Source organism: Mesorhizobium loti CJ3sym (genome assembly GCF_000472785.1).
Classification (GTDB): Bacteria; Pseudomonadota; Alphaproteobacteria; order Rhizobiales; family Rhizobiaceae; genus Mesorhizobium; species Mesorhizobium loti_E.
In genome coordinates, this window is sequence record NZ_AXAL01000001.1 from 390,388 (window position 1) to 414,598 (window position 24,211).

Sequence of the window (24,211 nt, forward strand, 5' to 3'; positions counted from 1 at the left end):
AGGCGCCTGGTTCAATCAACTTTCGCGGAGCACGAAAATATTGCGTTTTGAAGCCGGCAAATTGAGCGGAACCTCATATAATCAAGAGGATGCGAGATGACTGGCGTCGTCGTCGAAAACGGCCCGCTGCTCACAGATCTGGCCTTCCCCTACCGTCTCCTGGGCGCTGGCGGCAACGGCCGTGAATGTCTGTTCCTGCTGCATGGATCGGGTGTCGACGAGACGACCCTGGTGGCGCTGGCAAGGCAGATCGCGCCCAGTGCCGTGCTGGTCGCGGCGCGTGGCCGTATCCCCCAGGAGGATGGTTTCCGCTGGTTCGAGCGAATCACTCCGACGCGCTTTGAGCAGAAGAGCATCCGTTCCGAAACCGCTGCCTTCGCGGCATTCGCAAGCGAGGCCGCCAGGCGCCATGGACTTGATCTCGGTCACGCAACGTTCCTTGGCTATTCGAACGGCGCTAATCTGGTTTCCAGCCTGATGCTGCTCCATCCCGGCATCGTTCGCGGGGCGGTGCTGCTGAGGCCGATGCCAGTGCTTGACGACGTGCCGGCGACGGACCTTAAGGGAACACGGACGCTGATCATCACCGGTGCCGCCGACGATACCTACGGCCCCTTCGCGCCGGCGCTGGTAACGCTGCTCAGTCAACGCGGCAGCGCGATTGACGCTCGGATCATTGCATCGGGCCATGACATCGGCGATCCGGACGCCGCGATCGTCAGGCAATGGCTGACGGGATCGGTTGCCATTGCCTAGGCAGAGCCGCTTGTGAGCACCGGGCACGCTGGTTCGTGACAGGAAGCAGGACGATAAGTGCGACAAAAGCAACTATTCACCAACGAAATGGCCTGGGCCTTCCATTGTCCACAGCGGCGACATATGTCTGTTACATCCGGTCTATCGAGATACTGTTCACCGAGGGGGAGGTCTGCATGGCCGACAAGAACAGCGTCACTTTGCTCGACGACACTTCGCAACTGCCTGTTATCACCGCCAGCCCGTCCGACATCGCCAGGATTGAAAGCACGATCGACGTCAAGGATCGCGCCGGCATCTCGGTCTATGGCGATCGTGCCCAGCAGGCCGTCAGCGACTATGCCGACAAGATCCTGGGGCAATTGCGCAACCGGGATCTCGGCGACACCGGCGACCTGCTGACCGACATCATCATGAAGGCCAGGAACCTCGATCCGGCTTCGCTGAAGGATCAGGGGTTTTTGAGCAATCTGTTTTCCTCGTTCAAGGCGCGGCTCGAGCGCTTCAAGGAGAAATACGAGGATGTGGCGGGGCAGATCGACCGTATCGGCCTGGAGCTAGACCGTCACAAGGATACGCTGCGGCGCGACATCGCCGTGCTCGACGACCTGCACGAGCAGACCAAGGATTCGATCCTCAAGCTCGATGCCTATGTGCAGGCGGGCAAGAAATTCGTCGATGACTATCGCGCCAACGAGTTGCCGAAATTGAAGACCGCCGCGGATTCGGCTGGCGGTGATGTTGGCGGCACACTGGATGCGCAGACCTACCAGGATGCCGTGCAGGCGCTCGACCGTCTGGAAAAGCGCGTCTTCTATCTGGTGCAAGCGCGCCAGCTTGGCATCCAGCAATTGCCGCAGATCCGCATTGTCCAGTCCGGTGACGAGACGCTGATCGAGAATTTGCAGGCGACGTCGGCGCTCACCGTGCCGGCCTGGAAGCAGAAAATGGTTATCCTGCTTGGCCTGACTAACCAGAAATCGGCGCTCGAACTGCAAAAGACGGTGACCGACGTCACCAACGAGATGATCCGCCAGACCTCCAAGATGATGAAGGACCAGGCGATCTCGATCGAAGAGCAGGCGCAGCGCGGCATTGTCGACGTCGAAACGCTGGCGCAGGCCAATCGCGACCTCATCGACACGGTGCAAGGCGTGCTGAAGGTCCAGCAGGAGGGCCGCCAGAAGCGGGCCGACGCTGAAAAGCAGATGGACCAGATGACGATCGATCTGAAGAAAGCGCTGACTCAAGGCTGATCGGAACCGCCATGCCGAAGACGCTGACGTCCGTTCTGCTGCTGGCCTTCGCGGTGCTGCTGGCCGCCTGCAATTCAAGCCATGTCCAATTCTCGATCGTCTCCGGTTCGGAAAACACCGTACTGCAGCCGATCGTTGAGGAATTCTGCGCCAAACAAGGCGCGACCTGCACCTTCGCCTATGAAGGGTCGCTCGACATCGGCCTTGGCCTGCAACGGCCCGCCGGGCTCGACCAGGACGCGGTCTGGCCGGCCTCGAGCGTGTGGGTCGATTTGTTCGACAGCGGCCGCAAGGTGCGCAATTTGACCTCGATCGCCCAGATGCCGGTCATTCTGGGCGTGCGCAAATCCAAGGCAGCCGAACTCGGCTGGGTCGGCAAACCGGTCTTCATGAAAGATATCCTGGCCGCGGTGAAGGACGGCAAGCTCAAATTCCTGATGACGTCGGCGACGCAGTCCAATTCGGGCGCCAGTGCCTATCTGGCCATGCTCTCCAGCGCACTTGGCGGCAAGGAAGTGATCGAGCCCGGCGATCTCGACAATCCGAATGTGCGTGAAACGGTCAGCGCCCTGCTCCAGGGCGTCGAGCGTTCGTCCGGCTCGTCGGGCTGGCTCGCCGACCTCTATGTCGACAGCGCAAGCAAGGGCACCGTGTACGACGCGATGTGGAACTATGAGGCGACGCTGAAGGAGACCAATGACAAACTGAAGCAGATCGGCAAGGAACCGCTCTATGCCATCTATCCGGCCGACGGGGTCGCGGTTGGCGATTCGCCGCTCGGCTTCATCGACCATGGGCGCGGCCCGGACGTCGAAAAGTTCTTCACCGACCTGCTCGCCTATCTGCAGTCGGACGCGGTGCGCAAGCGCATCGCCGACACCGGCCGGCGGCTGCCGCTTGGCGGCTCGGCGATCCAGGCCGCGCCGGAACCGGACTGGAATTTCGATCCGGGCAAACTGGTGACGTCGATCCGCATGCCGGAACCGGCAGTAATCCGCAAGGCGCTCGATCTCTATCAAGAGGCGCTGCGCAAGCCGTCGCTGACAGCACTGTGCTTCGACTTCTCCGGTTCGATGGAAGACAAGGGCGAGAAACAGTTGCAGGCCGCCGCGCAGTTCCTGTTCACACCGGAAAAGGCCAGCGAGGTGCTGGTGCAGTGGACGCCGTCCGACCACATCTTCGTGCTGCCGTTCGACAGTGTCGTGCGGGCCAATTTCGAAGCGACCGGCGATGCGGCCGGGCAAGCGCAGTTGCTGGCTGATGTTGCTGATCAGCACGCTGGAGGCGGCACCGACATGTATGCCTGCGCCCAACAGGCGCTGCAGAAGATCACCGCGACCGCGAACCTGTCGAAATATCTGCCGGCCATCATCATCATGACCGACGGCCGGACAGACGGCAGCGCCGACGCTTTCCTCGACCAATGGCGAAATGCGCCGGTGCGCGTACCGGTGTTCGGCATCACCTTTGGCGACGCCGACAAGAGTCAGCTTGCCAACCTCGCCCAGGCAACCTCCGCGCGCGTGTTCGATGGCGGCGGCGATCTCGCAGGCGCCTTCCGCGCCGCCCGTGGCTACAACTGAGATGCGCGGCTAGGATGCGTGGCTTGTTCGGCAACGACTGGAACTGGATCGCAGCGGGCCTCGTCTCGGCGGCGCTGCTGGTCGGGCTGAGCCTGCTTACCCATTTTCCGTTCCTGGTGTCGGCGATCATCGCCGCGTTGGTCTTTGCCGGACTGGTCTTCGTGCTGGCGCCGCGCCAGCTGTTCGAAGGCCTTGATCTGAACTCGATTGGCGGCAGCCGGGTTGCGTTTGCGCGCGAACTGCTGGCGCAGGCACAGCCGGCGGCGGATCGCCTTGCGGCAACCGCCCGGACCATTTCCGACAAGGACATGGCGGCCAAGGTGAAGAACCTGTCCGACATCGCCGCCGATGTCATTACCAGGGTCGAGGCCAAGCCCGAGAGCGCACCCGCCGTGCGGCGGTTCCTCACCTATTATGTGCCGCAAGCAGCCGAGGTGTCGGAAGGCTACGCCGCGCTGGCAGCCCGGCGCGCGCCCAATCAGGCGCGGCTCGCCAATATCGGCGCAGTGATCACCAAGCTTCAGGATGCTTTCACGCATTATGCCGACAGCCTGGCCGATTCCGAACTCGGCACGCTCGACGTTGACCTGCGACTCATTCAGGAGTCGCTGAAAGAGGATATTGGTCGCTGATGGCCATTTCGCGCCGCGCTCTCGGACTGGGCCTGCTGGGTGTCGCCGCCGCCGGCACTGGCGGCTATCTGACATTGAAAGACCGCCCCGAATTCCGCGGCTACCTGGGCAACAAGGCGCATCTGTTCGGCTTTATCGGCGGCGAGAAGCAAGCGTTCCTGGCCGACCCAGATGTTGTCCATGCGCTGGGCGGCTATGGGCTAGAGCTTGATGCACGCGTCGCCGGCTCGGTCGAGATGGTCCGCGAAGCAGCATTGTTGTCGCAGAAACCGCAGTTCCTGTGGCCATCCTCCTCGATCATGGTCGATCTTGCCCGCAAGAGCGGCGTGGCGATCCGCAACGACCAGGTGGTGCTGAACTCGCCTGTTGTCGTCTACACCTGGGGGCCGGTGGTCGAAGGGTTGAAGAAGAGCGGCCTGGTCACGGTCGCTGGCAAGGGCGGCTACAACCAGCTTGACCTCAAGGCTTTGCTCGATGCCATTCTGGCCGGCAAGAACTGGTCGGACCTTGGCATCGACGAACTCTATGGCCGGGCGCGCATCGTCTCCACAGACCCGAACCGTTCCAATTCCGGCTTCATGTTCGCCGGGCTGGTGCTGAGCCTGATGAGCGGCGATGTGGCGACGCAGGAGCTGCTTGCCGAGCACGGCGACCAGGCCATGGCGATCTTTCGCAGCATGGGCCTGAAATCGTCCTCATCAGGAAAACTGTTCGACCAGTACATCGCCGGCGGCCTTGGCGCCGAGCCGATGGTGGTCGGCTACGAAAACCAACTTGTCGAATGGGCGCTTGCCGATCCGGCACGCTGGCAGCGGGTGCAGGCCGGCGCCGGCGCCAAGCCGGAAATCCTCTATCCCAGACCGACCGTCTACTCCGCGCATCCGCTGATCGTCATCGATCCAGCAGTTGACCGGCTGCTGGAGGCGCTGACCAGCCCGACGCTGCAGCAACTCGCCTGGTCCAAGCATGGTTTTCGCGGGCCGCTCGGCACCGTTGCGGGTGACGCCGATGCCATAGCCGGCGTAAGGCCGGCGGAAATCGAGGCGGTGCTGCCGATGCCGTCAGCCGACGTGATGCTGGCGCTGCTCAACCAGATGGACGGCTGACGGCAGGCGAGTCGGCACTCGCGGTCATGCCGACAGGCTGGTCTCAATGCGATGCAGGTGGGCCGCTGGCGGACAATGCTGACTCGCGCCATCGCGCCGGAGAAACGCCCAGGCAGCGGTGAAAAGCCCGGCTGAAAGCTTCTTCCGACCCATAGCCGCAACGCTCGGCGACCGCGAGAAGCTTCATATTCCGGTCGCGCAGCAGATCGGTGGCCAATTGCATGCGCCATTCCGTCAGGTATCGTATCGGCGATTGGCCGAGCAGTTTCCTGAAACGCTCGTCGAGAACAGAGCGGGATGTGGCGGCGCAGCGTGCCAGCTCCTCGTTGCTCCATTTCTTCGTGGGCTCGGCGTGGATAAGGCCCAATGCACGGCCGAGCACTGGATCGCTTACCGCCGCGAGCCATCCCATGTCCGCCGATTTCTGTTCGGAGTAGAGGCGCAAGGCCTCGACGAATAAAAGTTCCGGCAGGCGCGCCATGAGCAGCCTTTTGCTCTGTGCCGCATGCGCGCTTTCATTCAGGGCATAGGTGAAGCAGGCCTGCATCCATTCGGTCGGCGCGCCCGGGCGCGGCCGCACGCTGAAGACCGGGGGCAGTCGCTGTAGGAAGACATTGAAGAGAAGCTGTTCGCACGTCAGGTAACCGCAGACGATGCGCGTCGTTTCGCCGCCGCCGTCGATGCGAACGACCGGCAGGCTTTGCCATGGCGGCGGGGGGACGAGTTCGGCCATGGGTATCGCTCCGCTGAACGCGGGATTGCCCATCAGATGCTGGTCACCGTGCGGGAGCACGACTAGGTCGCCGGCTTTGCCTTCGACCTTCATGCCCCGGGCGCTGACCTGGAGGCTTCCCTCCTGAACAATGTGGAACAGGATCAGCCTGCGCGAGCCGCCAGCAAGCAATTTGGCCATGTCAGCAGCCTCGGGGGAATCCAGTGCCCAGGGCGCGCGATACTCTCCCAACAGGAAAATCGAACCGGAGAGCCGAACCTGCGACAGCACGTCCATCAACAGATCTCGCCTGTCTTCGGATTGGCTCTCTGCCGGTTGTTCGATCAGTCTGTCCGGTGTTTCGATCATGGCTCGACAGGGCGTTCCAGTGGAAACTTCCCTCACATAAGCGATACCTAAAGCATCGCGCTAACGGATGATCAGGTCAATGGTGACCTGAGAGGAGGATTCCATGCCCAAATTCGTGATCGAACGCGACATGCCGGCTGTTGGCAAACTTTCGGCTTCGGACTTGCAAAGCGCGTCACAGAAGTCGTGCGGCGTGCTCGACAAGCTCGGCCCAAAGATCCAATGGATCCAGAGCTACGTGACTGATGACAAGATCTACTGCGTCTATTATGCGGCTGACGAGGGACTGGTGCGCCGGCACGCGGAAATGTCGGGGTTTCCCGCCGATCGGATCTCGCAAGTGCGCAACGTCATCGAGCCGGCGACGGCCGAATAGGGCAACTTATCCCCGCCCCATCCTGTTCCACGCATCCAGCCCAGCGATCTTGTAGGCTTCCGCAAGCGTCGGGTAGTTGAAAGTGTTGTTGACGAAGAAGTCGACCGTGCCGCCCAGATTGATGACCGCCTGGCCGATGTGAATGAGCTCGGTGGCACCTTCGCCGACGATATGCGCGCCGAGCAGGCGCCGCGTCTCGATCGAAAACAAAAGCTTCAGGAAGCCGGTGTCGACGCCCATGATGTGACCGCGCGAGGTCTCGCGGAAGCGCGCGACGCCAACCTCATAGGCGCCGCCGCTCTGGCGCACCTGTTCCTCGGACTGGCCGACGGTCGAAATCTCAGGCACCGCATAGATGCCATAAGGGAATGTTTCCGGCGGCGGCGGCAGCGCCACGCCGAAAGCGTGGCAAGCGGCTACCCTGCCCTGCTCCATCGAGGTCGAGGCCAGGCTTGGAAAACCGATCACATCGCCGGCGGCGTAGATGTTGGGCACGCTGGTCTGGAAGGTCTGCGGATCGACCTTGATGCGGCCTCGGGAGTCGGCCTCGATGCCGACCACGTCGAGGCCCAAGGTTCCGACATTGCCGGTGCGACCGGCGGCGTAGAGCACAACATCCGAACGGATGGTGCGGCCGTCGGCCAGTTCGACTTCGGCGGTTTCAGGCTTGGAGCGGATTTCCTTCACCGCGCTGCCGAGCCTTATCGTCATGCCGCGGTCGCGCATCTGGTGGATGAAATCGTCGACGATCTCGCGGTCGACGAAATCGAGGATCGTGTTGCGCGGCTCGACCAGCGTCACCGGCACGTCGAGCGCGGAAAAGATCGTCGCATATTCGACACCGATGACGCCGCCGCCGATAACCGTCAGCGTGCGCGGCAACTGGCCGAGTTCCAGCATCTCGTCGCTGTCGAAAACCCGGGTCTTGTCGAAAGGCACATCGCGCGGCCGGTGCGGCCTTGTGCCGACCGCGATCAACGCGTGGGCGAACCCGACTTCGCTGTAGTCGCCATTGTCTGATGTCAGACTAACCTTGTTGGGGCCGATGAATTTTACGGAGGCGCGTGCGCTCTTGACTGTGTTGCGCATGAACTGGTGCTGCAGCACCTCGACCTCATGATCGAGCGTCTTGTGCAGGCGCTCGATCAGGTCGCCGACGGAAATATCCTGCTTGACCCTGTAGCCGCGTCCATAAAAACCGCGCTCGCGCCAGCCCGAGAGATTGAGCACCGTTTCGCGCAGAGTCTTCGACGGAATGGTGCCGGTGTGCACCGAGACGCCGCCGAGACGCCGGCCGCGATCGACCACCAGCACCGATTTGCCGAGCTTGGCCGACTGCACCGCGGCGCGGCGGCCCGAAGGGCCGCTGCCGATGACCAGCATGTCATAGTCCATAGTGCCCCGTCCCTCTGCCCCTGAGCGCTTTTGTTGCGCCGCAGCAAGCTAATGCTATCCGCACGGTAAATTCAACCGATTCGGATTGTGTCCTGCGTCGCTCGAGCCTTGCGCCCCGGGGCGAACCCCACCTTGATTCCGACACGGGCCTTCACCATTTCAGTGTCGAGCGGTCCGCAACCTATGTCGGGCCATGTTACGAGGAAATGACATGAACGCGCGCGTTCTCGACGGCGAAATCATCAACACCCGGCTTGACGATGTCAGGGCCTATGAAGGCGTGCGCACACGGCGCATTCTGGCCTTCGTGCTCGACTACATCATCGTCGGACTGCTCAGCGTCGTGTTCGCCATACTGGTGTTCTTCCTCGGGTTTTTGACGCTGGGTCTTGGCTGGATGCTTTCTGGCATTCTCGTGCCTGCCGTCGCCATCCTCTACATCTGGAACACGCTGGGCAGTGCCGACCAGGCCACCACGGGCATGAAAATGATGGGCATTCGCCTTGACCGGCTGGACGGCAGGCCGATCGACGGACTGACCGCGGTCGTCCATTCCGTGCTGTTCTGGGCCGGCAACGTCATCCTGTCGCCGCTGGTCCTGCTGGTGACCTTGTTCTCCGACCGCAAGCGCACGCTGCACGACCTTTTGCTCGGCACGGTAGTCAGCCGCACGGGCCGTTGACGGCCTTTCAGGGAAGCGCTACCGCCGCGTCGGCGCAAATGTGAAGGCGTTCTCATGACGGCGCCTTCACAATCCTGTTGAATTTTTCGCTTTCCGCGCCAAAGGTAGAGCGACTCGAAGGAGTGTTTCCAAGGCTCGATGACGCAGCATCCGACCCAGTCGCCACAGTTCTTCCTGACCGCGCCGTCGCCGTGCCCCTATCTCGACGGCCAGTTCGAGCGCAAGGTGTTCACGCATCTGGTCGGCGACAAGGCGGCGGAGATGAACGATCTCCTCACGCAAGGCGGATTCCGGCGTTCGCAGAACATCGCCTACAGGCCGGCTTGTGAGACCTGTCGTGCCTGCGTCTCGGTGCGCATCCTCGCCCAGGAATTCACCGCCAGCCGCAACATGAAGCGCGTGCTGCAGCACAATTCCGACCTCGTCGGCCATATGCACAACGCCGAGCCCTCGACCGAACAGTATTCTCTTTTCCGCAGCTATCTCGATGCCCGCCACCGTCGCGGCGGCATGTCCGACATGACGGTGCTCGACTACGCCATGATGGTCGAGGATACGCATGTCGACACCAAGGTGATCGAATATCGGCGGCGCGGGCCTGACACCTTCATCACCGGCAAGGGTCAGGGCGAACTGATCGCGGTGGCGCTCACCGACAAGATGGCCGACGGTCTGTCGATGGTCTATTCCTACTTCAATCCCGATTTCGAGGAGCGGTCGCTCGGCACGTTCATGATCCTCGACCACATCGCCCGCGCCAGGGCGATGGGCCTGCCCCATGTCTACCTCGGCTACTGGGTCAACGGCTCGCGCAAGATGAATTATAAGATGCGCTTCATGCCGCAGGAGCATCTCGGCCCCAAGGGCTGGGAGCGCTACACCAACGAAGCGGTTTCACGCTGAGTTTTTTCACGATCCGCGCTTAAACTGTTTCACGGCAGGCGATGCTGGTTTTTCAGCCGGTTGGCTGGAGAGTGTGTGCTGTCGCACCGGCCAGCCGCCAGCCTGCATTTCATTGCGAAAGTTCCTGCATGTCTTCTCATCACGACCATCAGAAAGGCCTTCTGCTAACCGCTCTCGGCGGACTGACGCTGACATCAGACATACCGTTGATCCGCCTCGCCGACGGCGGCGCATGGACGATCATGCTGCTGCGCACCGGCACCACATTCGTCGCCGCCATGGTGATCTGGTCGGTCTGGCGGGCGCTGAGCCGGAACGCCCCACAGCTCATTCCCGGCTGGTCCGGTTTGATCGTGGCGATCTGCTATGGGTTGACCGGAATCACCTTCGTCACCGCCGTCTATCACACCTCGACCGCCGATCTGGTGTTCATCCTGGCCTTCAACACCGTCTTCGCAGGATTGCTGTCCTGGGTATTCCTGAAGGAGAAGCCGCAGCTGGTAACCATCATCGCCATGGCGATCATGATCCTTGGCGTGCTGGTCATAGTCGGCGGATCAGTCGGCACCGGCAAGCTGTTCGGCGACTTCATGGCGCTTTGCTCGGCTTTCTTCGTCGCCGTGGCCATCACCATCTCGCGCGCCAGCGGCAAGGACATGGGCTTCACCTCACTTGTCGGCGTCCTTCTGCCGCTTGGGCTGGCGGCGTTCATGGTGTCGGGCGAAGGCTTTCACGTGAACGCGCCCTGGTGGATCATCTTCAACGGCGCCGTCATCATGCCGATCTCGTTCTTCTGTCTGGCCGCCGGACCGAAATACATTTCGGGGCCGGAAGTGGCGATGTTCTACCTGCTCGAAACCGTGCTGGCGCCGGTCTGGGTGTGGCTGATCTTTGCCGAGGCACCGAGCCGCAACAGCCTGATCGGCGGCGGGATCCTGATCGTCACGTTGATAGCGCATTCGTTGTGGCAATTGCATGAGGGCCGTAAGCGACGGACCGATTTTGCGGTGCATCATCCGGTCTGAGACGCGACGGGTTCGAAATCAGGCGCTGGCTTTCTTGATCACGCCGGGTTCAGGCAGGATCTCGATCTGTGGGCCGGCGTCGATTTCAGCCGGCGGTACGATTTCATCGACCAGTTCCACCTCGCGCAGCCACTCGCGCCAGATGGCGACCAGCAGCGCCATCAGCACCGGGCCGATGAACAGGCCCAGGAAACCCATGGTCTTGACGCCACCGATCAGGCCGAAAAAGGTCGGCAGGAAGGGCAGTTTTATCGGCCCGCCGACGAGCTTCGGGCGCAGCGTCTTGTCGACGATGAACAGTTCGACCGTACCCCATATGAACAGTGCCAGACCGGCCATGGGCGAGCCGCTGGCGGCGAGGTAAATCGAGACAAGGGTGAAGGACAGAGGTGCGCCGCCGGGGATGAGCGCCATGACGCCGGTCAGGGCACCGAGCGTCACCGGCGACGGCACGCCGGCCAGCCAGTAGGCGATGCCCAGCACCAGCCCCTCGCCAATCGCGATGACAGTCATGCCGGTCACCGTCGAGGAGATCGTCGCCGGCACGACGCGCGAAATCCGCTCCCAGCGGGTCGGCAGGATGCGCTCGCCGAGACGGTCGATCTGGCCAGCGAAATGCTCGCCATCGCGATAGGCGAAGAACAGGGCGATCATCATGAACAGCAAAGTGAGCAGCAGTCCGAAAGCACTGCCACCAGCGGCAAGGGCACCGCGATAGATGCTGCCGATATTGGCGCCACTGACCAGTTGGATCAGTTCACCGATGCCGCCGGGATGGCCTAGATTGGTCGTCCATTGCTCGTTGAGCCAGTCGCCCACGACAGGCAGTGTGGCGATCCAGTGCGGCGTCACGGCACCATGCCGGTTGGTCTCTATCGCCCAGCCAACCCACTCGCGCACCTCGTTGATAGCGTAGGTGCCGGCAAGCGCGATGGGTATCACCAGGAAGGCAAGGATGAACAGGATGGCAAGGGTGGCGGCGATGGTGCGGTTGCCGCCGACACCGGCAAGCAACCGCCAATAGAGCGGCCAGCTGGCGAAAGCGATGACGAGTGCGGCCAGCACCGGGAACAGGAAACCGTGGAAGAAATAGACGCCGGCGGCAACGATCAGCACCAGCAGCCAGCGCGCCGCCGAAATCGGCGGAATGACAGCCGACCCCAATGGCGTCGACAGGCCGAACAGGCGCTGCTGCCGTTCCGGCTTCTGGATCTTGGTTTCCTTCAAACGCCGGCCTTTCCCAAACACCTTCCCGCTTATGCACCGATATAGTGCAGCAATCGTGACGATAGTCCAAATTGGTGATGAGGTACTTTCCTTCTCCCCTTGTGGGAGAAGGTGGATCGGCACGCAGCGCCGAGACGGATGAGGGGTGTTCCAGCGGAGTGAGGCGTTAGTGCCAAGCTGGAACACCCCTCATCCGACCGAGCTTCGCTCGGCCACCTTCTCCCACAGGAGGAGAAGGAAGAAGGCTCAGCTACCCAAACTTGCCCGTCCTCGGGAAACCCTTCGGCACCATGCGCCCTGCCGACGCACGGGCGCCGATCCATTCGGCCAGTTCCTCGCGCGACCTTGTGAACGTGCGGTCGGCCGAATCCTGCCAGGATAGGCCGGCCTCAAGCGTAAACGGCTTGAGATCGAGCAGACCGCCATCCTTGTACTTCTGCAGCCGCACGCCCTTGCCGCGTCCCATCTCCGGGATCTCGGAGAGCGCGAACACCAGCATCTTGCGGTTCTCGCCGACGATGGCCAGGTGATCACCGGAGACCGGGATGCAGCGTTTGGCCTCGTCGGGCGCCTTGACGTTCATCACCTGCTTGCCCTTGCGGGTGTTGGCGACCACTTCCTCTTCCGGCACGATAAAGCCGTTGGCTTCATGCGAGGCAAGCAACAGCTTGCGCTTCGGATCGTGAATAAAAGCAGTGACGATGTCCTGGTCATTATCCATGTCGACGATGATGCGGATCGGCTCGCCGTGGCCGCGCCCGCCCGGCAGCCGATCAGCACCGATGGTGTAGAACTTGCCGCCGGTGGTGAAGACCAGCACCTTGTCGGTGGTCTGGGCGTGGAAGGCGAGCTTGAGGCTATCGCCCTCCTTGAAGGTCAGGGCCGAATAGTCGGTCAAGTGGCCTTTCATCGCCCGCAGCCAGCCCTTTTCCGAGACGACCACGGTGACCGGCTCACGCTCGATCATGGCGTGGGCGATGTCGGTCAGATCGTGCTCGGGCGCGTCGGCAAACAGCGTGCGGCGCTTGCCGATTTCGGTTTCCGGTCCGTATTTCTCGCGAACATTGGCGACCTCCCACTTGATGGTCGCCCATTGCTTGTCGTTCGAGGCAAGCAGCGCCTCGATCTGCTTCTTCTCGGCGCTCAAGCCATCGAACTCGGTGCGGATCTCGAATTCCTCAAGCTTGCGCAGAGCGCGCAGGCGCATGTTGAGGATGGCTTCGGCCTGAGTGTCGGTCAGCGACCAACGCGCCATCATCACTTGCTTGGGCTCATCCTCCTCGCGGATAATGCGGATGACCTCATCGATGTTGAGGTAAGCGATCAAATAGCCGGCGAGTATCTCCAGGCGCCGTTCGATTTCACCGAGCCGATGTTTCGAGCGGCGGACGAGCACCTCACGGCGGTGCTCCAGCCATTCCTTGAGCACGCCTTTCAGCGACAGGACGTTGGGCACCTTGCCGCGCGACAGCACATTCATGTTCAGCGGGAAGCGGCTTTCGAGCTCGGTCAGCTTGAACAGCGATTCCATCAGGATGCCCGGATCGACCGAGCGGCTCTTCGGCACCAGCACGACGCGAATGTCCTCGGCGCTCTCGTCGCGGATATCCTCCAGCAAAGGCAGTTTTCGGGCGATGAGCAGCTCGGCGATCTTTTCGATCAGCCGGGCCTTCTGCACGCCGTAAGGAATTTCGGTGACGACGATGTTCCAGGTGCCCCTGCCCTGGTCTTCCTGACCCCATTTCGCCCGCACGCGAAAACCGCCACGGCCGGTCTCGTAAGCTTCGAGGATCGAGGCGCGGCTATCGATGATGATGCCGCCAGTCGGGAAATCCGGCCCTTGGACAAAGTCCATCAGTTTCGTCACCGGCGCGTCCGGATGCTCGATCAGATGCAGCGCGGCATCGCAAAGCTCGGCAGCATTGTGCGGCGGGATCGAGGTCGCCATGCCGACAGCGATTCCCGATGATCCATTGGCAAGCAGGTTCGGGAAAGCGCCGGGCAGCACGACCGGCTCTTCGTCTTCCTCATTGTAGGTTGCGCGAAAATCGACCGCATCCTCGGTGATGCCTTCGAGAAGCAGCGTCGACACTTCGGTCATGCGCGCTTCGGTGTAACGCATCGCGGCGGCATTATCGCCGTCGATGTTGCCGAAATTCCCCTGCCCGTCGACCAAGGGGTAACGCATCGAAAAACTCTGCGCCAGCCGCACCAGAGCGTCATAGATCGACTGGTCGCCATGCGGGTGGAACTTGCCCATCACCTCGCCGACGATGCGAGCACATTTGGCAAAGCCCTGGTCGGGGTTGAGGCGCAGCAGGCGCATGGCATGCATGATCCGGCGATGGACCGGCTTCAGCCCGTCGCGAACATCCGGCAGCGCCCTGTGCATGATGGTCGACAGCGCATAGGCAAGATAGCGCTCTTCCAGCGCCTTCTTCAGATCGACCGGTTCGATGTGATCGCCGCCGCCATCTTGAGGCGGCAAAACCCTTTTTGCCATGGGCTGGGACTAGCCGAGCGGGTGATTCGCGGCAAGAGGCGCGCACCGGACCAGTCGACTTGCGCGCGTTTGTGCAACATGAAACCGCAAGGTCGAGCTTGCCGGCCAACATCAATCTGTTACACGCCGCATCTATTGCGAAGCGCGACAACGCTTGACGGCCCGATCTTCATGCCAGATTCACTGCATTATCCTATGGCATTCGGATCAGGTTTGCCTTTCGCCGTGATTTTTGACCATTGTGCGGGAAATGCCTTTTTCCCGTCCAGTTCGTCACGGAATGGTGAAAGCGCGAAGAATTGAAAAACAATTTCAGGACTCTCTCAGGGAACTCGCGATGACAATCAAACGCTCAACTCTCCGGAAATTCGCTCTTTCGACCTTCTTGTTCACATTGCCGCTGAATGCGGCCCTTGCCCAGGACGCGGCGGTTGCCGACCGTCTCAAGGCGGCGCTGGCTGCCCAGGGCGTCGACATCTCCTGGACCGGCGTGACCGGTGACAACACCAGCATGGTGCTGCAGGGCGTTGCCATCAAGCCGGCGGCGGAAAAGGAATCCCTCGCCATCGGCGACGTCAAACTCGAGAACGTCACCGCGGCCAATGGCGGTTTTGAGATCGGCACCGTCTCGACCTCGGCCTTCGAACACAGCAAGGACGGCGTCACCCTCGATCTCAGCCCCTTCGTCATCCACGACATGACGGTTCCGGCCGATGGCGCCACCGGCCCACTCGGCGCGCTGATGATCTACAAGTCGGCCGAACTCTCGAACATGACGGTCAAGGTCGCCGACAAGACCGCCTTCTCGATGGACGGGCTTGCCATCAAGATCACACCGCCCGCCGACGGCAAGGCGATGGAATTCACCGGCACCACCGAAAAGTTCAATGCCGATCTGACGCTGGTCGACGATCCCAAGTCGAAGGAAGTCATCGACGCGCTCGGCTACCAGAACATCTCGGGCAATTTCGAGATTGCCGGCACCTGGCAGCCGACGGATGGCAAGATGGAGCTGTCGAAGTACGATATCTCGGTCGAGAACGCCGGCACGCTCGGCATGACCTTCGACCTCGGCGGCTACACGATGGACTTCGTCAAGTCGCTGCAGGACATGCAGAAGAAGATGGCCGCGCAGCCGGAAGGCGCCGACAATTCGGCGCAAGGCATGGCCATGCTCGGCCTGCTGCAGCAGCTTTCCTTCAACAGCGCCTCGATCCGCTTCGACGACGATTCGCTGACCGGCAAGGTGCTGGACTATGTCGGCAAGCAGCAAGGCATGTCGGCCAAGGACATCGCCAACCAGGCCAAGGCGATCGTGCCCTTCGGCATGGCGCAGCTCAACAATCCGGAACTGACGGCCGAAGTGACTGCCGCCGTCAGCAAGTATCTAGACGCGCCGAAGAGCCTCGAAGTCTCGGCCGAGCCGCCGGCATCGGTGCCATTCGCACTGATCATGGCCGGTGCCATGTCCAACCCGCTCGACCTGCCGAAGACGCTGGGCGTCCATGTCAAGGCCAACGAAGACTGATCGGACGGCCTCAAGGTACAAAAAAGCCCGGCAGCGATGCCGGGCTTTTTTTGTTGGATTATCGAATCGAAAGAATCGGTTCGGACGGTTCTTTAAAGTGCCGTCCGAAGCTCCCGATCAGGCGTCCTTTTTGGTCGGCGCGACACGCAGCGCCAGTTCGCGAAGCTGCTGCGGCGAGGCTTCAGACGGAGCGTTCATCAACAAATCATAGGCCTGCTGATTCATCGGGAACATGGTGATCTCGCGCAGGTTCTTGGCGCCGACTAGCAGCATGACGACGCGGTCGACACCGGCGGCCATGCCACCATGCGGCGGCGCGCCGTACTGGAAGGCGCGGTAGAGGCCGCCAAAGCGCTCCTCGACCGTGGCGCGATCCAGCCCGACCGTCTCGAAGGCCTTGACCATGGTTTCAGGCAGATGGTTGCGGATGCCGCCCGAGGCGATCTCGAAGCCATTGCAGACCATGTCGTACTGGAAGGCCTTGATGCCGAGCAGGTCCTCGCCGTTCAGCGCATCGATGCCGCCCTGCGGCATCGAGAACGGGTTGTGGGCGAAGTCGATCTTCTTCTCCTCCTCGTTCCATTCGAAGAACGGGAAGTCGACGATCCAGCACAATTCGAAGCGTTCGCGGTCGACGAGATTCAATTCCTCGCCGGCACGCGTGCGCGCTGCACCGGCAAAGGAGACGAATTTCTTCGGATCGCCAGCGACAAAGAAGGCAGCGTCGCCGTCGGCAAGGCCAAGCTGCTGCCGGATCGCCTCAGTGCGCTCCTCGCCGATGTTCTTGGCGAGCGGGCCGGCGCCTTCGAGCCTGTCGCCCTCCTTGCGCCAGAAGATGTAGCCCAGCCCCGGCTGGCCCTCGCCTTGCGCCCAGGAGTTCATGCGGTCGCAGAAGGCACGGCTGCCGCCGGTCTTGGCCGGAATGCCCCACACTTCGGCCTTCGGGTCGTTGGCCAGGATGTTGGCGAACACCTTGAAGCCGGAATCGCGAAAATGATCGGATACGGCCTGCATCTCGATCGGATTGCGCAGGTCGGGTTTGTCGGAGCCGTATTTGCGCATGGCGACATCATAGGGAATACGCTGGAATTTCTGCGTCACCGGCTTGCCATTGGCGAAGGTCTCGAACACCCCCCGCATCACCGGTTCCATGGTCGACAGCACGTCATCCTGTTCCACGAAGCTCATTTCGAGGTCGAGCTGGTAGAATTCGCCGGGCAAACGGTCGGCGCGCGGATCCTCGTCGCGGAAGCACGGCGCGATCTGGAAATAGCGGTCGAAGCCCGACACCATGATCAGCTGCTTGTACTGCTGCGGCGCCTGCGGCAGCGCGTAGAAGGTGCCGGGGTGAATGCGCGACGGCACCAGGAAGTCGCGCGCGCCTTCCGGCGACGACGCGGTGAGGATCGGCGTCGAGAATTCGGTGAAGCCGACCTCGCCCATGCGCCTGCGCATTTCGGCGATGATTTTTGTCCGAGCAATGATGTTCTTGTGCAGCGTCTCGCGGCGCAGGTCGAGGAAACGGTATTTCAGCCGGATGTCTTCGGGATAGTCCGGCTCGCCGAACACCGGCAACGGCAACTCCTTGGCCGCCGACAGCACTTCGATCTCGCGAGCGAATATCTCGATCTCACCGGTCGGCAAATTAGCGTTGGTGGTCTCGGGCAACCGCGCCTTGACCTCGCCGTCGACACGGATGACCCACTCGCCACGCACGGTCTCGGCAACCTTGAAGGCCGGCGAATCCGGATCGGCGACGATCTGGGTCAGGCCATAATTGTCACGCAGGTCGATGAACAGCAGGCCGCCGTGGTCGCGAACGCGATGCACCCAGCCCGACAAGCGAACGGAAGAGCCGACATCGCTCTTTCTCAACTGGGCACAGGTATGGCTGCGGTAACGGTGCATGGTCATTGCTAAAGTCCGGGGTGCTGGGTTGCGGGCCAAAGCATCAAAGCCCGGCCCAAAATTTGCGCGAAAAGCGCATGGGAGGCCCGATTTGTCAAGGCAAGCGGGCAATCCCGACGCCCGGCATGCCGCCGAGCCTTCAGGCGAGATGGATTTCGGCGCCCTGACGTTCGAAATCCGCGAGGATCGCAGGCGGTGCGGTCTTTTCGACCACCAGATGGCGGATCGTTTCGGCCCCGGCGACGCGATACGGGGCTGCGGTGGCGAGCTTGTCACTGGTGACGGCAATGACGATGCCGGCGCTGTTCCTGGCCATGGCTCGTTTGACCTCGGCCTCCGCCGAAACGAATGCCGTCACGCCCCGCGATACATCGAGACCGCAGGAGCCCAGGATAAACAGGTCCGCGCCAAGCTGCGCGACGGCGGCAAGCGTGTCGGCGCCGACGCAAGCGCCGAGGTGGCGGTCGAACCTGCCGCCCAGCACAATCAACTCGATCAGGGCGTGGTCCGACAACACCGAGGCAATTTCGAGCGAATTGGTGGCGACGGTCAGATCGAGGTCGCGCGGAATGGCCCTGGCGATCGCGGCGTTGGTCGTGCCGCTGTCGATGAACAACGTCTGCCCGCGCGCAAGCAATGCCACGGTCGCGCGGGCCAGCCGCGTCTTCTCTTCGGCCGCATGGCTGGCACGCTGGCCGACCGGCACCGTCGCGAAAGGTGCTGATGCAACGGCGCCGCCATAGACGCGGCGGCATAGCCCGGCCTTTGCCAGTTCCCTGAGGTCTCGGCGCACCGTGTCTTCCGAAACGCCGAAATGGCTCGCCAGTTCGCCGGCCAGCACACTTCCCTCCGCCGCAAGGCGGTCGCGGATAAGCTGGTGGCGTTGATCGGTGAGCATTGCCTGATCCTATTTCTATGTGCACGTTCTTGCATGTTTTGCACGTTCATGCAAGAAGCCGCTGATCGGGCTGCCTTAAAGCCCCGCCTCTCTCCCTTGAAAGCACCGCGATGCGCCTTGGTCTCAACCTTGCCCCTCAACACCGCGTCTATGCAGGATTCGCGATCTATTCCTTCGCAATGGGCAACATCTTTCCGCGGCTGCCCGATATCAAGCATGCCATGGGCATCGGGGACGGCACGCTCGGCCTCAGTTTGATCGGCACGCCGATCGGCACCTTGACGGCGCTGACGCTGGCAACGCCGCTGCTCGAGCGCGTCGGCTTCCGCCGCGCGCTGCTCGTCCTGGTCCCGCTGCTGGCGCTCGCCTATGCCATCGCAGTGCATGCGCCGGGACCGCTGGCGCTGTTCCTGATGCTGTTTCCAGTTGGCCTGATGATCGGCAGCGTCGAGATCATGCTTAATGTCGAGGCCGACCGGACCGAATTCCTGGTCAAGCGCCGTATCATGAACCGTGCGCATTCGTTCTGGAGCATGGGCTTCTTCGGCGCCGGCCTGTTTGGCGCCGCACTCGGGCATCTCGGAGTATCGCCGCAACTGCATCTGGCGCTGATCGTGCCTATCGTCGCGATCTCGATGGCACTGTTCCTCGGCGGCTACCAGCCGGCGCCGAGCCGCTTCGCCGGCGCTGGCGAGAAGGCACCCGTGCTGGCACGACCGACACTACCTATCCTTGTCCTCGTCGCTGTGACGCTCGCCGCCATGCTGATGGAAGGCGCCAGCATCGACTGGTCGGCCATCTATATGCGCACGGTGTTCGACTCCGGCCCCTTCGTCGCCGGCTTCACCGTGGCGCTGTTCGCCTTCTCCCAGGCAACGACGCGTTTCTTCGCCGATAGTTTCGTCGACCGCCATTCGCCGAGCGGCGTGGCGCGGGTGCTGCTGGTGTTGATGGCGGCCGGCGTGCTGATTGTCTTCTTCTCGCCTGCGCCGTTCGTTTCCATGCTGGGCTTTGCCCTTCTGGGGATCGGCACCAGCGCCCTCTTCCCGCTGGCGATCTCGGCCGCCGCTCAACGGACGGACCGGCCTGCGGCGATCAATGTCGCTGCGCTGTCGCAGATTTCCTTCGTGGCCTTCCTGCTCGGCCCGCCGCTGCTCGGCTTCGTCTCAGACCATTGGGGCATCCGCTCGGCCTTTGGCATCGGCATCCCGTTCATTATCCTCAGCCTGCTGACCGCAGGATCGCTTGGCAGGCGGCCGGCCGCCGACAAACCGGTGGCGCCAACTGACGAACCGCTCGAACCAGCGCCGGACAAGATACTGGCGCGGGCCGCAGAGTGAAGGGCGTCTCCTCATCAAGCGACGGGGAAGGGCTCAGGCGGTGTTGCCACGGCAAGCCGCGTCGTAGTCGGCCAGCACCTGGCCGATCGCGTCGTGAAGAATGGCCTTTGGATTCCCGGCCGGCCCGAGCTCGGCCGGCACCATCGGCAGGAACTGCCGCATCAGCGTTTCAGGGATGCTGACGCCGGTGAGAACCTCGCGCAGACGGCCGACGGCAACGGCTGCGGTGGGGTTGTTCCAGTAGTAGCGAATGCGGTCGCTATAGCTGTAATGCCGCTGCAGATAGCGGCCCGTTTCATTGCCATGATAGTGGCTGTGCCAATGGTCGGGTGCCGCTAGCATCACGCGCTCCATCGTGCGGGCAAGCGACCTGTCGCCATAGTCGGCAACCATTTCGGACGCGATCAGGTCGAGCCCATAAAGCGCCTCGCGCAGGGCAAATGTCAGGCCCGGGCCCACTTTAAGGATCGGAAAGCCATTGCCGACAAGTGCGGTCAGCGCCGCGCGGCTCTGGTAGTCGGTGGAATGCGCTTCATAGACGAGCGACGGCTCCTCATCGAGCAGCCCGGTCAGTGGCTTCGATGCCTCCGGCCTGTAGGCGGCGACGTTCTGGCTGCCGAATTCGACACCAGGCTGCACGACCACGGCGATCACGCGGCCAAATGCCTCCGCCAGACCCTCGCGGGCAAAGGTCTCGCGATGCACCTCGATGGTGCGCCGCGCCGCCGCCGCTTCGGTGGGCTTGAGCTCGCTGATTGCGTGATCGACGCCGCCCGGGGCGGGAACCTCGGTGCCGATGATGTAGACCGGCAATGCGCCACCGCGCGCGAGCGCTGCCTTTTCAGCCGCCTTGGCCAGTCGCGCCGCCCGGGTCGCGATGGTCTCGTCATCGAGGGCCGCCGGCTCGCCGGCGCAGTCCATCGACGCGTCGAGATGGATCTTGCTGAAGCCGGCCCAGACGTAAGCCGTGACCATGGCTTCGGCCTTGCTCATCGCTTGCGCGGCCGGCTCCGCCCGCCAAGGGTTCGGCCCGAGATGGTCGCCGCCGAAGATGATGCGCCGGGGATCGAGACCTTCCTTTCTGGCGATCTCCAGCACGAAGGCGACGAACAAGTCCGGGGTCATCCCGGTGTAGCCGCCGAACTGGTTGACCTGATTGCAGGTTGCCTCGATCAGCAAGATGGCTTCCTTGTCCGCGACCGCACGTCTGATCGCGGTCTGGATCACCGTCGGATGAGCCGAGCAGATCGAGGTGATGCCGTAGGGCGATCCGTTTCTGCGTGCGGAGGCGAGCGTTGCGAGCGGATTGGCCATCATGTCGCTCTCTGTGTCCCGGCAATGAAATCGTCAAGCACATCGAAGCCGGCAAGGCCCTCCATAGGCCCACGCCGCGTGACGTTGCGGGCGCCGGCGGCATTGGCATAAAACAGCGCCTTGGCAGGCTCCATCCCCTTGCGCCGGCAGGTCAGGTAGGTCGCGCCGAAACAGTCGCCGGCCCCGGTGGGGTCGACTTCCTCGACCAGGAAGCCGGCACAGTCGATCCTGCTGCCGTCGGCGCCGAAACGGGTTGAACCGGCAGCGCCGCGCTTCAGCACAATCTCGCCAACGCCTCTTGCGATCAGCGCTGTCACCGCCTGGCGTTCATCATCGACGCCCGCCGTGGCCAGCAGCTCGTCGCCGGAAGGCAGCAGCAGGTCCGCATCGTTGACCAGCGCTGAAAATTGCGCGCCGTCGGCGCCGTCGATCAGTTCCTTGCGCACATTCGGATCAAAGGAGGCCGAGCCGCCCCGAGCACGCACGGCCTTCATGGCATAGGCGACGATCTCCTTCAGCCCCGATACCGACAGGGTCGACCCCATGACATGGAGATGGCCTGCCTTGTCCGCCAGCTGGCGCGCCTCGGCGGTAAGGTGGATCTGCCCTGCGGCGGATTCGGCGATATTGTAGACGAAGTCCCTGCCGCCGTCCGGCCTGTAGCGCACGAACGCGCTTCCCGTGGGGTAGCGGTCGCTGACATCAACGGCCGAGACGTCGACGCCGTCGCGCCGTAGCCTTTCCAGGTTGAGGGTTCCAAAATCGTCACGGCCAACGCAGCCTATGAGGCCGGCGCTGCCGCCGAGCCTTGCAACCTGGTCGATGAAGATGGCTGGCGCCCCGCTTGGGTAAGGACCCATCAGCGTCAGCGGCTCGAGGAAGCCGAGACCGCGCTCCGTCGCCATGATTTCGACCAGGATTTCGCCGGCGACTATCGTCGGCCCCGTGGATTGGGAGGCGATCTCCCTTCGGCGGTTCATTCCTGCAATTCCTTCTCCCCCAGTCACACGCCGGTCCTGGCGCGCCGACTGCACGATAGCGCCTGTCCGCAGCCGAGGTAAATCGCGGCAAGGCTGGAGTCAACAAAAACTGTACGCATGTTCATTTACCTCTCTGCTCATGCGACTTTTCTGATCGCCTTGAATGGCGAACATCCTATGGCGAGCGAGCGCATCGCGCCAGAATCAAACCATGACGTGCTTGACTTGGCTTTCCTGTAGCGCAATAAAATATGAACGCATGTTCACTTATACATGCGCATTCGTAAGGGAGGAGACGAAATGCTGAGAGGTAAGTTTATTGGAATTGCCGCCGTGTCGGTCGCTGCTTCAGCGCTGACGGCCACTGCCGCCCTATCCGAGGAGATCACGGTTGCGACGGTCAACAATGGCGACATGATCATCATGCAGAAGCTGTCGCCGGAATGGGAGAAGGCGACCGGCAACAAGGTCAACTGGGTGGTGCTCGAGGAAAACGTCCTGCGCGAGCGGGTCACCACCGACATCGCCACCAAGGGCGGCCAGTTCGATGTGCTGACGATCGGCGGCTATGAAACACCGATCTGGGGCAAGGCCGGGTGGCTGACCGCGCTCAACGATCTCGGCGACGATTACGACTATGACGACCTGATCGCGCCGGTACGCAGTGGCCTGACGGTCGACGGCAAGCTCTACGCCGTGCCCTTCTACGCCGAAAGCTCGTTCACGCTCTACCGCAAGGATCTGTTCGACGCCGCCGGCCTGAAGATGCCGGAACAGCCGACCTATGACCAGATCACGGAATTCGCCGACAAGCTCACTGACAAATCGAAGGAGCAATACGGCCTGTGCCTGCGCGGCAAGCCGGGCTGGGGCGAGAACATGGCCTTTGTCGGCACGCTGGTGAATACGTTCGGCGGCCGCTGGTTCGACATGGACTGGAAGCCGCAGATCAATTCCGACGCGTGGAAGAAGGCGATCGGCTGGTATGTCGACACGATGAAGAAGGATGGACCGCCGGGAATAAGTTCCAACGGCTTCAACGAGAACCAGACTTTGTTCGCCTCCGGCCATTGCGCCATGTGGATCGATGCCACGTCAGCGGCAGGTCGCGTCTATGACCCGAAGCAAAGCAAGGTCGCAGACAAGGTTGCCTTCGCCAAGGCGCCGGTGGCGGTCACGCCAAACGGTTCGGCCTGGGGCTGGGCATGGAGCCTCGCCATCCCGACCTCGACCAAGAAGGCCGATGTGGCGAAATCCTTCGTCAAATGGGCAACCTCGAAAGCCTATGTCCAGCGCGTCGGCGAGACCGAAGGCTGGGTCGCGGCACCTCCGGGGACGCGCAAATCCACTTATGCCAGCCCTGACTACCAGAAGGCGGCGCCTTTCGCCGCGACGGTGCTTTCGGCGATCGAATCCGCCGATCCGACCAAGCAGACCAAGGATCCGGTTCCCTATACCGGCATCCAGTTCGTCGCCATCCCCGAATTCCAGGGCATCGGAACCGAGGTCGGTCAGGCGATTGCCGCCGCGGTTACCGGCCAGCAGTCGGTGGATGATGCGCTCAATGGCGCACAGTCCTCGGTGGAGAAGACGATGACGGAGGCAGGCTACATCAAATAGGTGAACTCAAGCCAAAAATGCCCAGGCGCGGAGCGTGTGCCGCCCTTGGTGATCCTGGCCTGAAAAAACCTCCCGTTGCAACAGGCCGGGAGGATGCA

General features: G+C 62.4%; 20 protein-coding genes. 12 read left to right on the plus strand and 8 right to left on the minus strand.

Annotated elements, in window-relative coordinates; all coding sequences use genetic code 11:
- Window positions 1-96 precede the first annotated feature (96 nt).
- The 5 genes from A3A9_RS0102190 to A3A9_RS0102210 all read left to right on the plus strand — a co-directional run bounded on the left by A3A9_RS0102190 (window position 97) and on the right by A3A9_RS0102210 (window position 5,333).
- Window positions 97-756, plus strand: a complete 660-nt coding sequence (locus A3A9_RS0102190) for an alpha/beta hydrolase (RefSeq protein ID WP_027057313.1) — start codon at window positions 97-99, stop codon at window positions 754-756.
- 176 nt (window positions 757-932) lie between these two features.
- Window positions 933-2,012 carry a toxic anion resistance protein gene (locus A3A9_RS0102195; RefSeq protein WP_027057314.1) on the plus strand — a complete coding sequence of 360 codons (1,080 nt, stop codon included), beginning with the start codon at window positions 933-935 and terminating at the stop codon, window positions 2,010-2,012.
- Between the two features lie 11 nt (window positions 2,013-2,023).
- Window positions 2,024-3,595: a VWA domain-containing protein gene (locus tag A3A9_RS0102200; protein WP_027057315.1), complete on the plus strand. Its 1,572-nt coding sequence runs from the start codon at window positions 2,024-2,026 to the stop codon at window positions 3,593-3,595.
- A 14-nt stretch (window positions 3,596-3,609) separates the two neighbouring features.
- Window positions 3,610-4,227: a 5-bromo-4-chloroindolyl phosphate hydrolysis family protein gene (locus A3A9_RS0102205; RefSeq protein WP_027057316.1), complete on the plus strand. Its 618-nt coding sequence runs from the start codon at window positions 3,610-3,612 to the stop codon at window positions 4,225-4,227.
- A complete protein-coding gene (locus tag A3A9_RS0102210; protein WP_027057317.1) occupies window positions 4,227-5,333 on the plus strand; it encodes a substrate-binding domain-containing protein in 1,107 nt (368 codons plus the stop codon). Before A3A9_RS0102205 ends, A3A9_RS0102210 begins: the two co-directional genes overlap by 1 nt.
- A gap of 43 nt (window positions 5,334-5,376) precedes the next feature.
- Here the strand turns inward: A3A9_RS0102210 and A3A9_RS0102215 are convergent, their stop codons facing one another.
- Window positions 5,377-6,414: an AraC family transcriptional regulator gene (locus A3A9_RS0102215; RefSeq protein ID WP_051370661.1), complete on the minus strand. Its 1,038-nt coding sequence runs from the start codon at window positions 6,412-6,414 to the stop codon at window positions 5,377-5,379.
- Between the two features lie 103 nt (window positions 6,415-6,517).
- On the opposite strand from A3A9_RS0102215, the gene A3A9_RS0102220 reads away from it, so the two are divergent.
- A complete protein-coding gene (locus A3A9_RS0102220) occupies window positions 6,518-6,790 on the plus strand; it encodes a DUF4242 domain-containing protein (RefSeq protein WP_027057319.1) in 273 nt (90 codons plus the stop codon).
- Window positions 6,791-6,796: 6 nt separating this feature from the next.
- Here the strand turns inward: A3A9_RS0102220 and sthA are convergent, their stop codons facing one another.
- Window positions 6,797-8,185 (minus strand): Si-specific NAD(P)(+) transhydrogenase, encoded by a 1,389-nt coding sequence (gene sthA / locus A3A9_RS0102225; RefSeq protein ID WP_027057320.1) that lies wholly within the window; start codon window positions 8,183-8,185, stop codon window positions 6,797-6,799.
- 211 nt (window positions 8,186-8,396) lie between these two features.
- Here sthA and A3A9_RS0102230 point away from each other — a divergent pair, with 211 nt between their 5' ends.
- The 3 genes from A3A9_RS0102230 to A3A9_RS0102240 all read left to right on the plus strand — a co-directional run bounded on the left by A3A9_RS0102230 (window position 8,397) and on the right by A3A9_RS0102240 (window position 10,795).
- The gene (locus A3A9_RS0102230; protein WP_027057321.1) at window positions 8,397-8,867 is read left to right on the plus strand and encodes an RDD family protein; all 471 of its coding nucleotides are present in this window, start codon (window positions 8,397-8,399) and stop codon (window positions 8,865-8,867) included.
- Between the two features lie 138 nt (window positions 8,868-9,005).
- Window positions 9,006-9,770 (plus strand): arginyltransferase, encoded by a 765-nt coding sequence (locus tag A3A9_RS0102235; protein WP_027057322.1) that lies wholly within the window; start codon window positions 9,006-9,008, stop codon window positions 9,768-9,770.
- A gap of 128 nt (window positions 9,771-9,898) precedes the next feature.
- On the plus strand, window positions 9,899-10,795 hold the full coding sequence (locus tag A3A9_RS0102240) for a DMT family transporter (protein WP_027057323.1): 897 nt from the start codon (window positions 9,899-9,901) through the stop codon (window positions 10,793-10,795).
- 18 nt (window positions 10,796-10,813) lie between these two features.
- Here the strand turns inward: A3A9_RS0102240 and A3A9_RS0102245 are convergent, their stop codons facing one another.
- On the minus strand, window positions 10,814-12,022 hold the full coding sequence (locus A3A9_RS0102245; RefSeq protein ID WP_027057324.1) for an AI-2E family transporter: 1,209 nt from the start codon (window positions 12,020-12,022) through the stop codon (window positions 10,814-10,816).
- 250 nt (window positions 12,023-12,272) lie between these two features.
- The gene (parC, locus tag A3A9_RS0102250) at window positions 12,273-14,525 is read right to left on the minus strand and encodes a DNA topoisomerase IV subunit A (protein WP_027057325.1); all 2,253 of its coding nucleotides are present in this window, start codon (window positions 14,523-14,525) and stop codon (window positions 12,273-12,275) included.
- 337 nt (window positions 14,526-14,862) lie between these two features.
- Between parC and A3A9_RS0102255 the strand changes: the two genes are divergently transcribed.
- Window positions 14,863-16,053 (plus strand): hypothetical protein, encoded by a 1,191-nt coding sequence (locus A3A9_RS0102255; protein WP_027057326.1) that lies wholly within the window; start codon window positions 14,863-14,865, stop codon window positions 16,051-16,053.
- A 117-nt stretch (window positions 16,054-16,170) separates the two neighbouring features.
- Here A3A9_RS0102255 and aspS read toward each other — a convergent pair whose 3' ends face one another.
- Both aspS and A3A9_RS0102265 read right to left on the minus strand, forming a co-directional pair.
- Entirely contained in the window at window positions 16,171-17,961 is a 1,791-nt protein-coding gene (gene aspS, locus A3A9_RS0102260; protein WP_027057327.1) for an aspartate--tRNA ligase, read from the minus strand.
- Window positions 17,962-18,100: 139 nt separating this feature from the next.
- Entirely contained in the window at window positions 18,101-18,859 is a 759-nt protein-coding gene (locus A3A9_RS0102265; RefSeq protein ID WP_027057328.1) for a DeoR/GlpR family DNA-binding transcription regulator, read from the minus strand.
- Between the two features lie 110 nt (window positions 18,860-18,969).
- Here A3A9_RS0102265 and A3A9_RS38100 point away from each other — a divergent pair, with 110 nt between their 5' ends.
- Window positions 18,970-20,199 (plus strand): MFS transporter, encoded by a 1,230-nt coding sequence (locus tag A3A9_RS38100; protein WP_033838263.1) that lies wholly within the window; start codon window positions 18,970-18,972, stop codon window positions 20,197-20,199.
- Window positions 20,200-20,232: 33 nt separating this feature from the next.
- On the opposite strand, the gene A3A9_RS0102275 is transcribed toward A3A9_RS38100, so the two are convergent.
- Complete coding sequence (locus A3A9_RS0102275; protein ID WP_027057329.1) at window positions 20,233-21,513, minus strand: D-tagatose-bisphosphate aldolase, class II, non-catalytic subunit; 1,281 nt, start codon at window positions 21,511-21,513, stop codon at window positions 20,233-20,235.
- On the minus strand, window positions 21,513-22,493 hold the full coding sequence (locus A3A9_RS0102280; RefSeq protein ID WP_027057330.1) for a tagatose kinase: 981 nt from the start codon (window positions 22,491-22,493) through the stop codon (window positions 21,513-21,515). Before A3A9_RS0102280 ends, A3A9_RS0102275 begins: the two co-directional genes overlap by 1 nt.
- Window positions 22,494-22,793: 300 nt before the next feature.
- On the opposite strand from A3A9_RS0102280, the gene A3A9_RS0102290 reads away from it, so the two are divergent.
- Complete coding sequence (locus A3A9_RS0102290) at window positions 22,794-24,113, plus strand: ABC transporter substrate-binding protein (RefSeq protein WP_051370663.1); 1,320 nt, start codon at window positions 22,794-22,796, stop codon at window positions 24,111-24,113.
- Window positions 24,114-24,211: the final 98 nt, after the last annotated feature.

What these genes read in the sequence shown, in the direction of transcription:
- A3A9_RS0102240 (WP_027057323.1), top strand. Translation starts at nt 9,899, where the DNA reads ATGTCTTCTCATCACGACCATCAGAAAGGCCTTCTGCTAACCGCTCTC.
- A3A9_RS0102220 (WP_027057319.1), top strand. Translation starts at nt 6,518, where the DNA reads ATGCCCAAATTCGTGATCGAACGCGACATGCCGGCTGTTGGCAAACTT.
- A3A9_RS0102230 (WP_027057321.1), top strand. Translation starts at nt 8,397, where the DNA reads ATGAACGCGCGCGTTCTCGACGGCGAAATCATCAACACCCGGCTTGAC.
- sthA (WP_027057320.1), bottom strand. Translation starts at nt 8,185, where the DNA reads ATGGACTATGACATGCTGGTCATCGGCAGCGGCCCTTCGGGCCGCCGC.
- A3A9_RS0102190 (WP_027057313.1), top strand. Translation starts at nt 97, where the DNA reads ATGACTGGCGTCGTCGTCGAAAACGGCCCGCTGCTCACAGATCTGGCC.
- A3A9_RS0102195 (WP_027057314.1), top strand. Translation starts at nt 933, where the DNA reads ATGGCCGACAAGAACAGCGTCACTTTGCTCGACGACACTTCGCAACTG.
- A3A9_RS0102205 (WP_027057316.1), top strand. Translation starts at nt 3,610, where the DNA reads ATGCGTGGCTTGTTCGGCAACGACTGGAACTGGATCGCAGCGGGCCTC.
- A3A9_RS0102215 (WP_051370661.1), bottom strand. Translation starts at nt 6,414, where the DNA reads ATGATCGAAACACCGGACAGACTGATCGAACAACCGGCAGAGAGCCAA.
- A3A9_RS38100 (WP_033838263.1), top strand. Translation starts at nt 18,970, where the DNA reads ATGCGCCTTGGTCTCAACCTTGCCCCTCAACACCGCGTCTATGCAGGA.
- A3A9_RS0102265 (WP_027057328.1), bottom strand. Translation starts at nt 18,859, where the DNA reads ATGCTCACCGATCAACGCCACCAGCTTATCCGCGACCGCCTTGCGGCG.
- A3A9_RS0102275 (WP_027057329.1), bottom strand. Translation starts at nt 21,513, where the DNA reads ATGGCCAATCCGCTCGCAACGCTCGCCTCCGCACGCAGAAACGGATCG.
- parC (WP_027057325.1), bottom strand. Translation starts at nt 14,525, where the DNA reads ATGGCAAAAAGGGTTTTGCCGCCTCAAGATGGCGGCGGCGATCACATC.
- A3A9_RS0102200 (WP_027057315.1), top strand. Translation starts at nt 2,024, where the DNA reads ATGCCGAAGACGCTGACGTCCGTTCTGCTGCTGGCCTTCGCGGTGCTG.
- A3A9_RS0102255 (WP_027057326.1), top strand. Translation starts at nt 14,863, where the DNA reads ATGACAATCAAACGCTCAACTCTCCGGAAATTCGCTCTTTCGACCTTC.
- A3A9_RS0102235 (WP_027057322.1), top strand. Translation starts at nt 9,006, where the DNA reads ATGACGCAGCATCCGACCCAGTCGCCACAGTTCTTCCTGACCGCGCCG.
- A3A9_RS0102280 (WP_027057330.1), bottom strand. Translation starts at nt 22,493, where the DNA reads ATGAACCGCCGAAGGGAGATCGCCTCCCAATCCACGGGGCCGACGATA.
- aspS (WP_027057327.1), bottom strand. Translation starts at nt 17,961, where the DNA reads ATGCACCGTTACCGCAGCCATACCTGTGCCCAGTTGAGAAAGAGCGAT.
- A3A9_RS0102290 (WP_051370663.1), top strand. Translation starts at nt 22,794, where the DNA reads ATGCTGAGAGGTAAGTTTATTGGAATTGCCGCCGTGTCGGTCGCTGCT.
- A3A9_RS0102210 (WP_027057317.1), top strand. Translation starts at nt 4,227, where the DNA reads ATGGCCATTTCGCGCCGCGCTCTCGGACTGGGCCTGCTGGGTGTCGCC.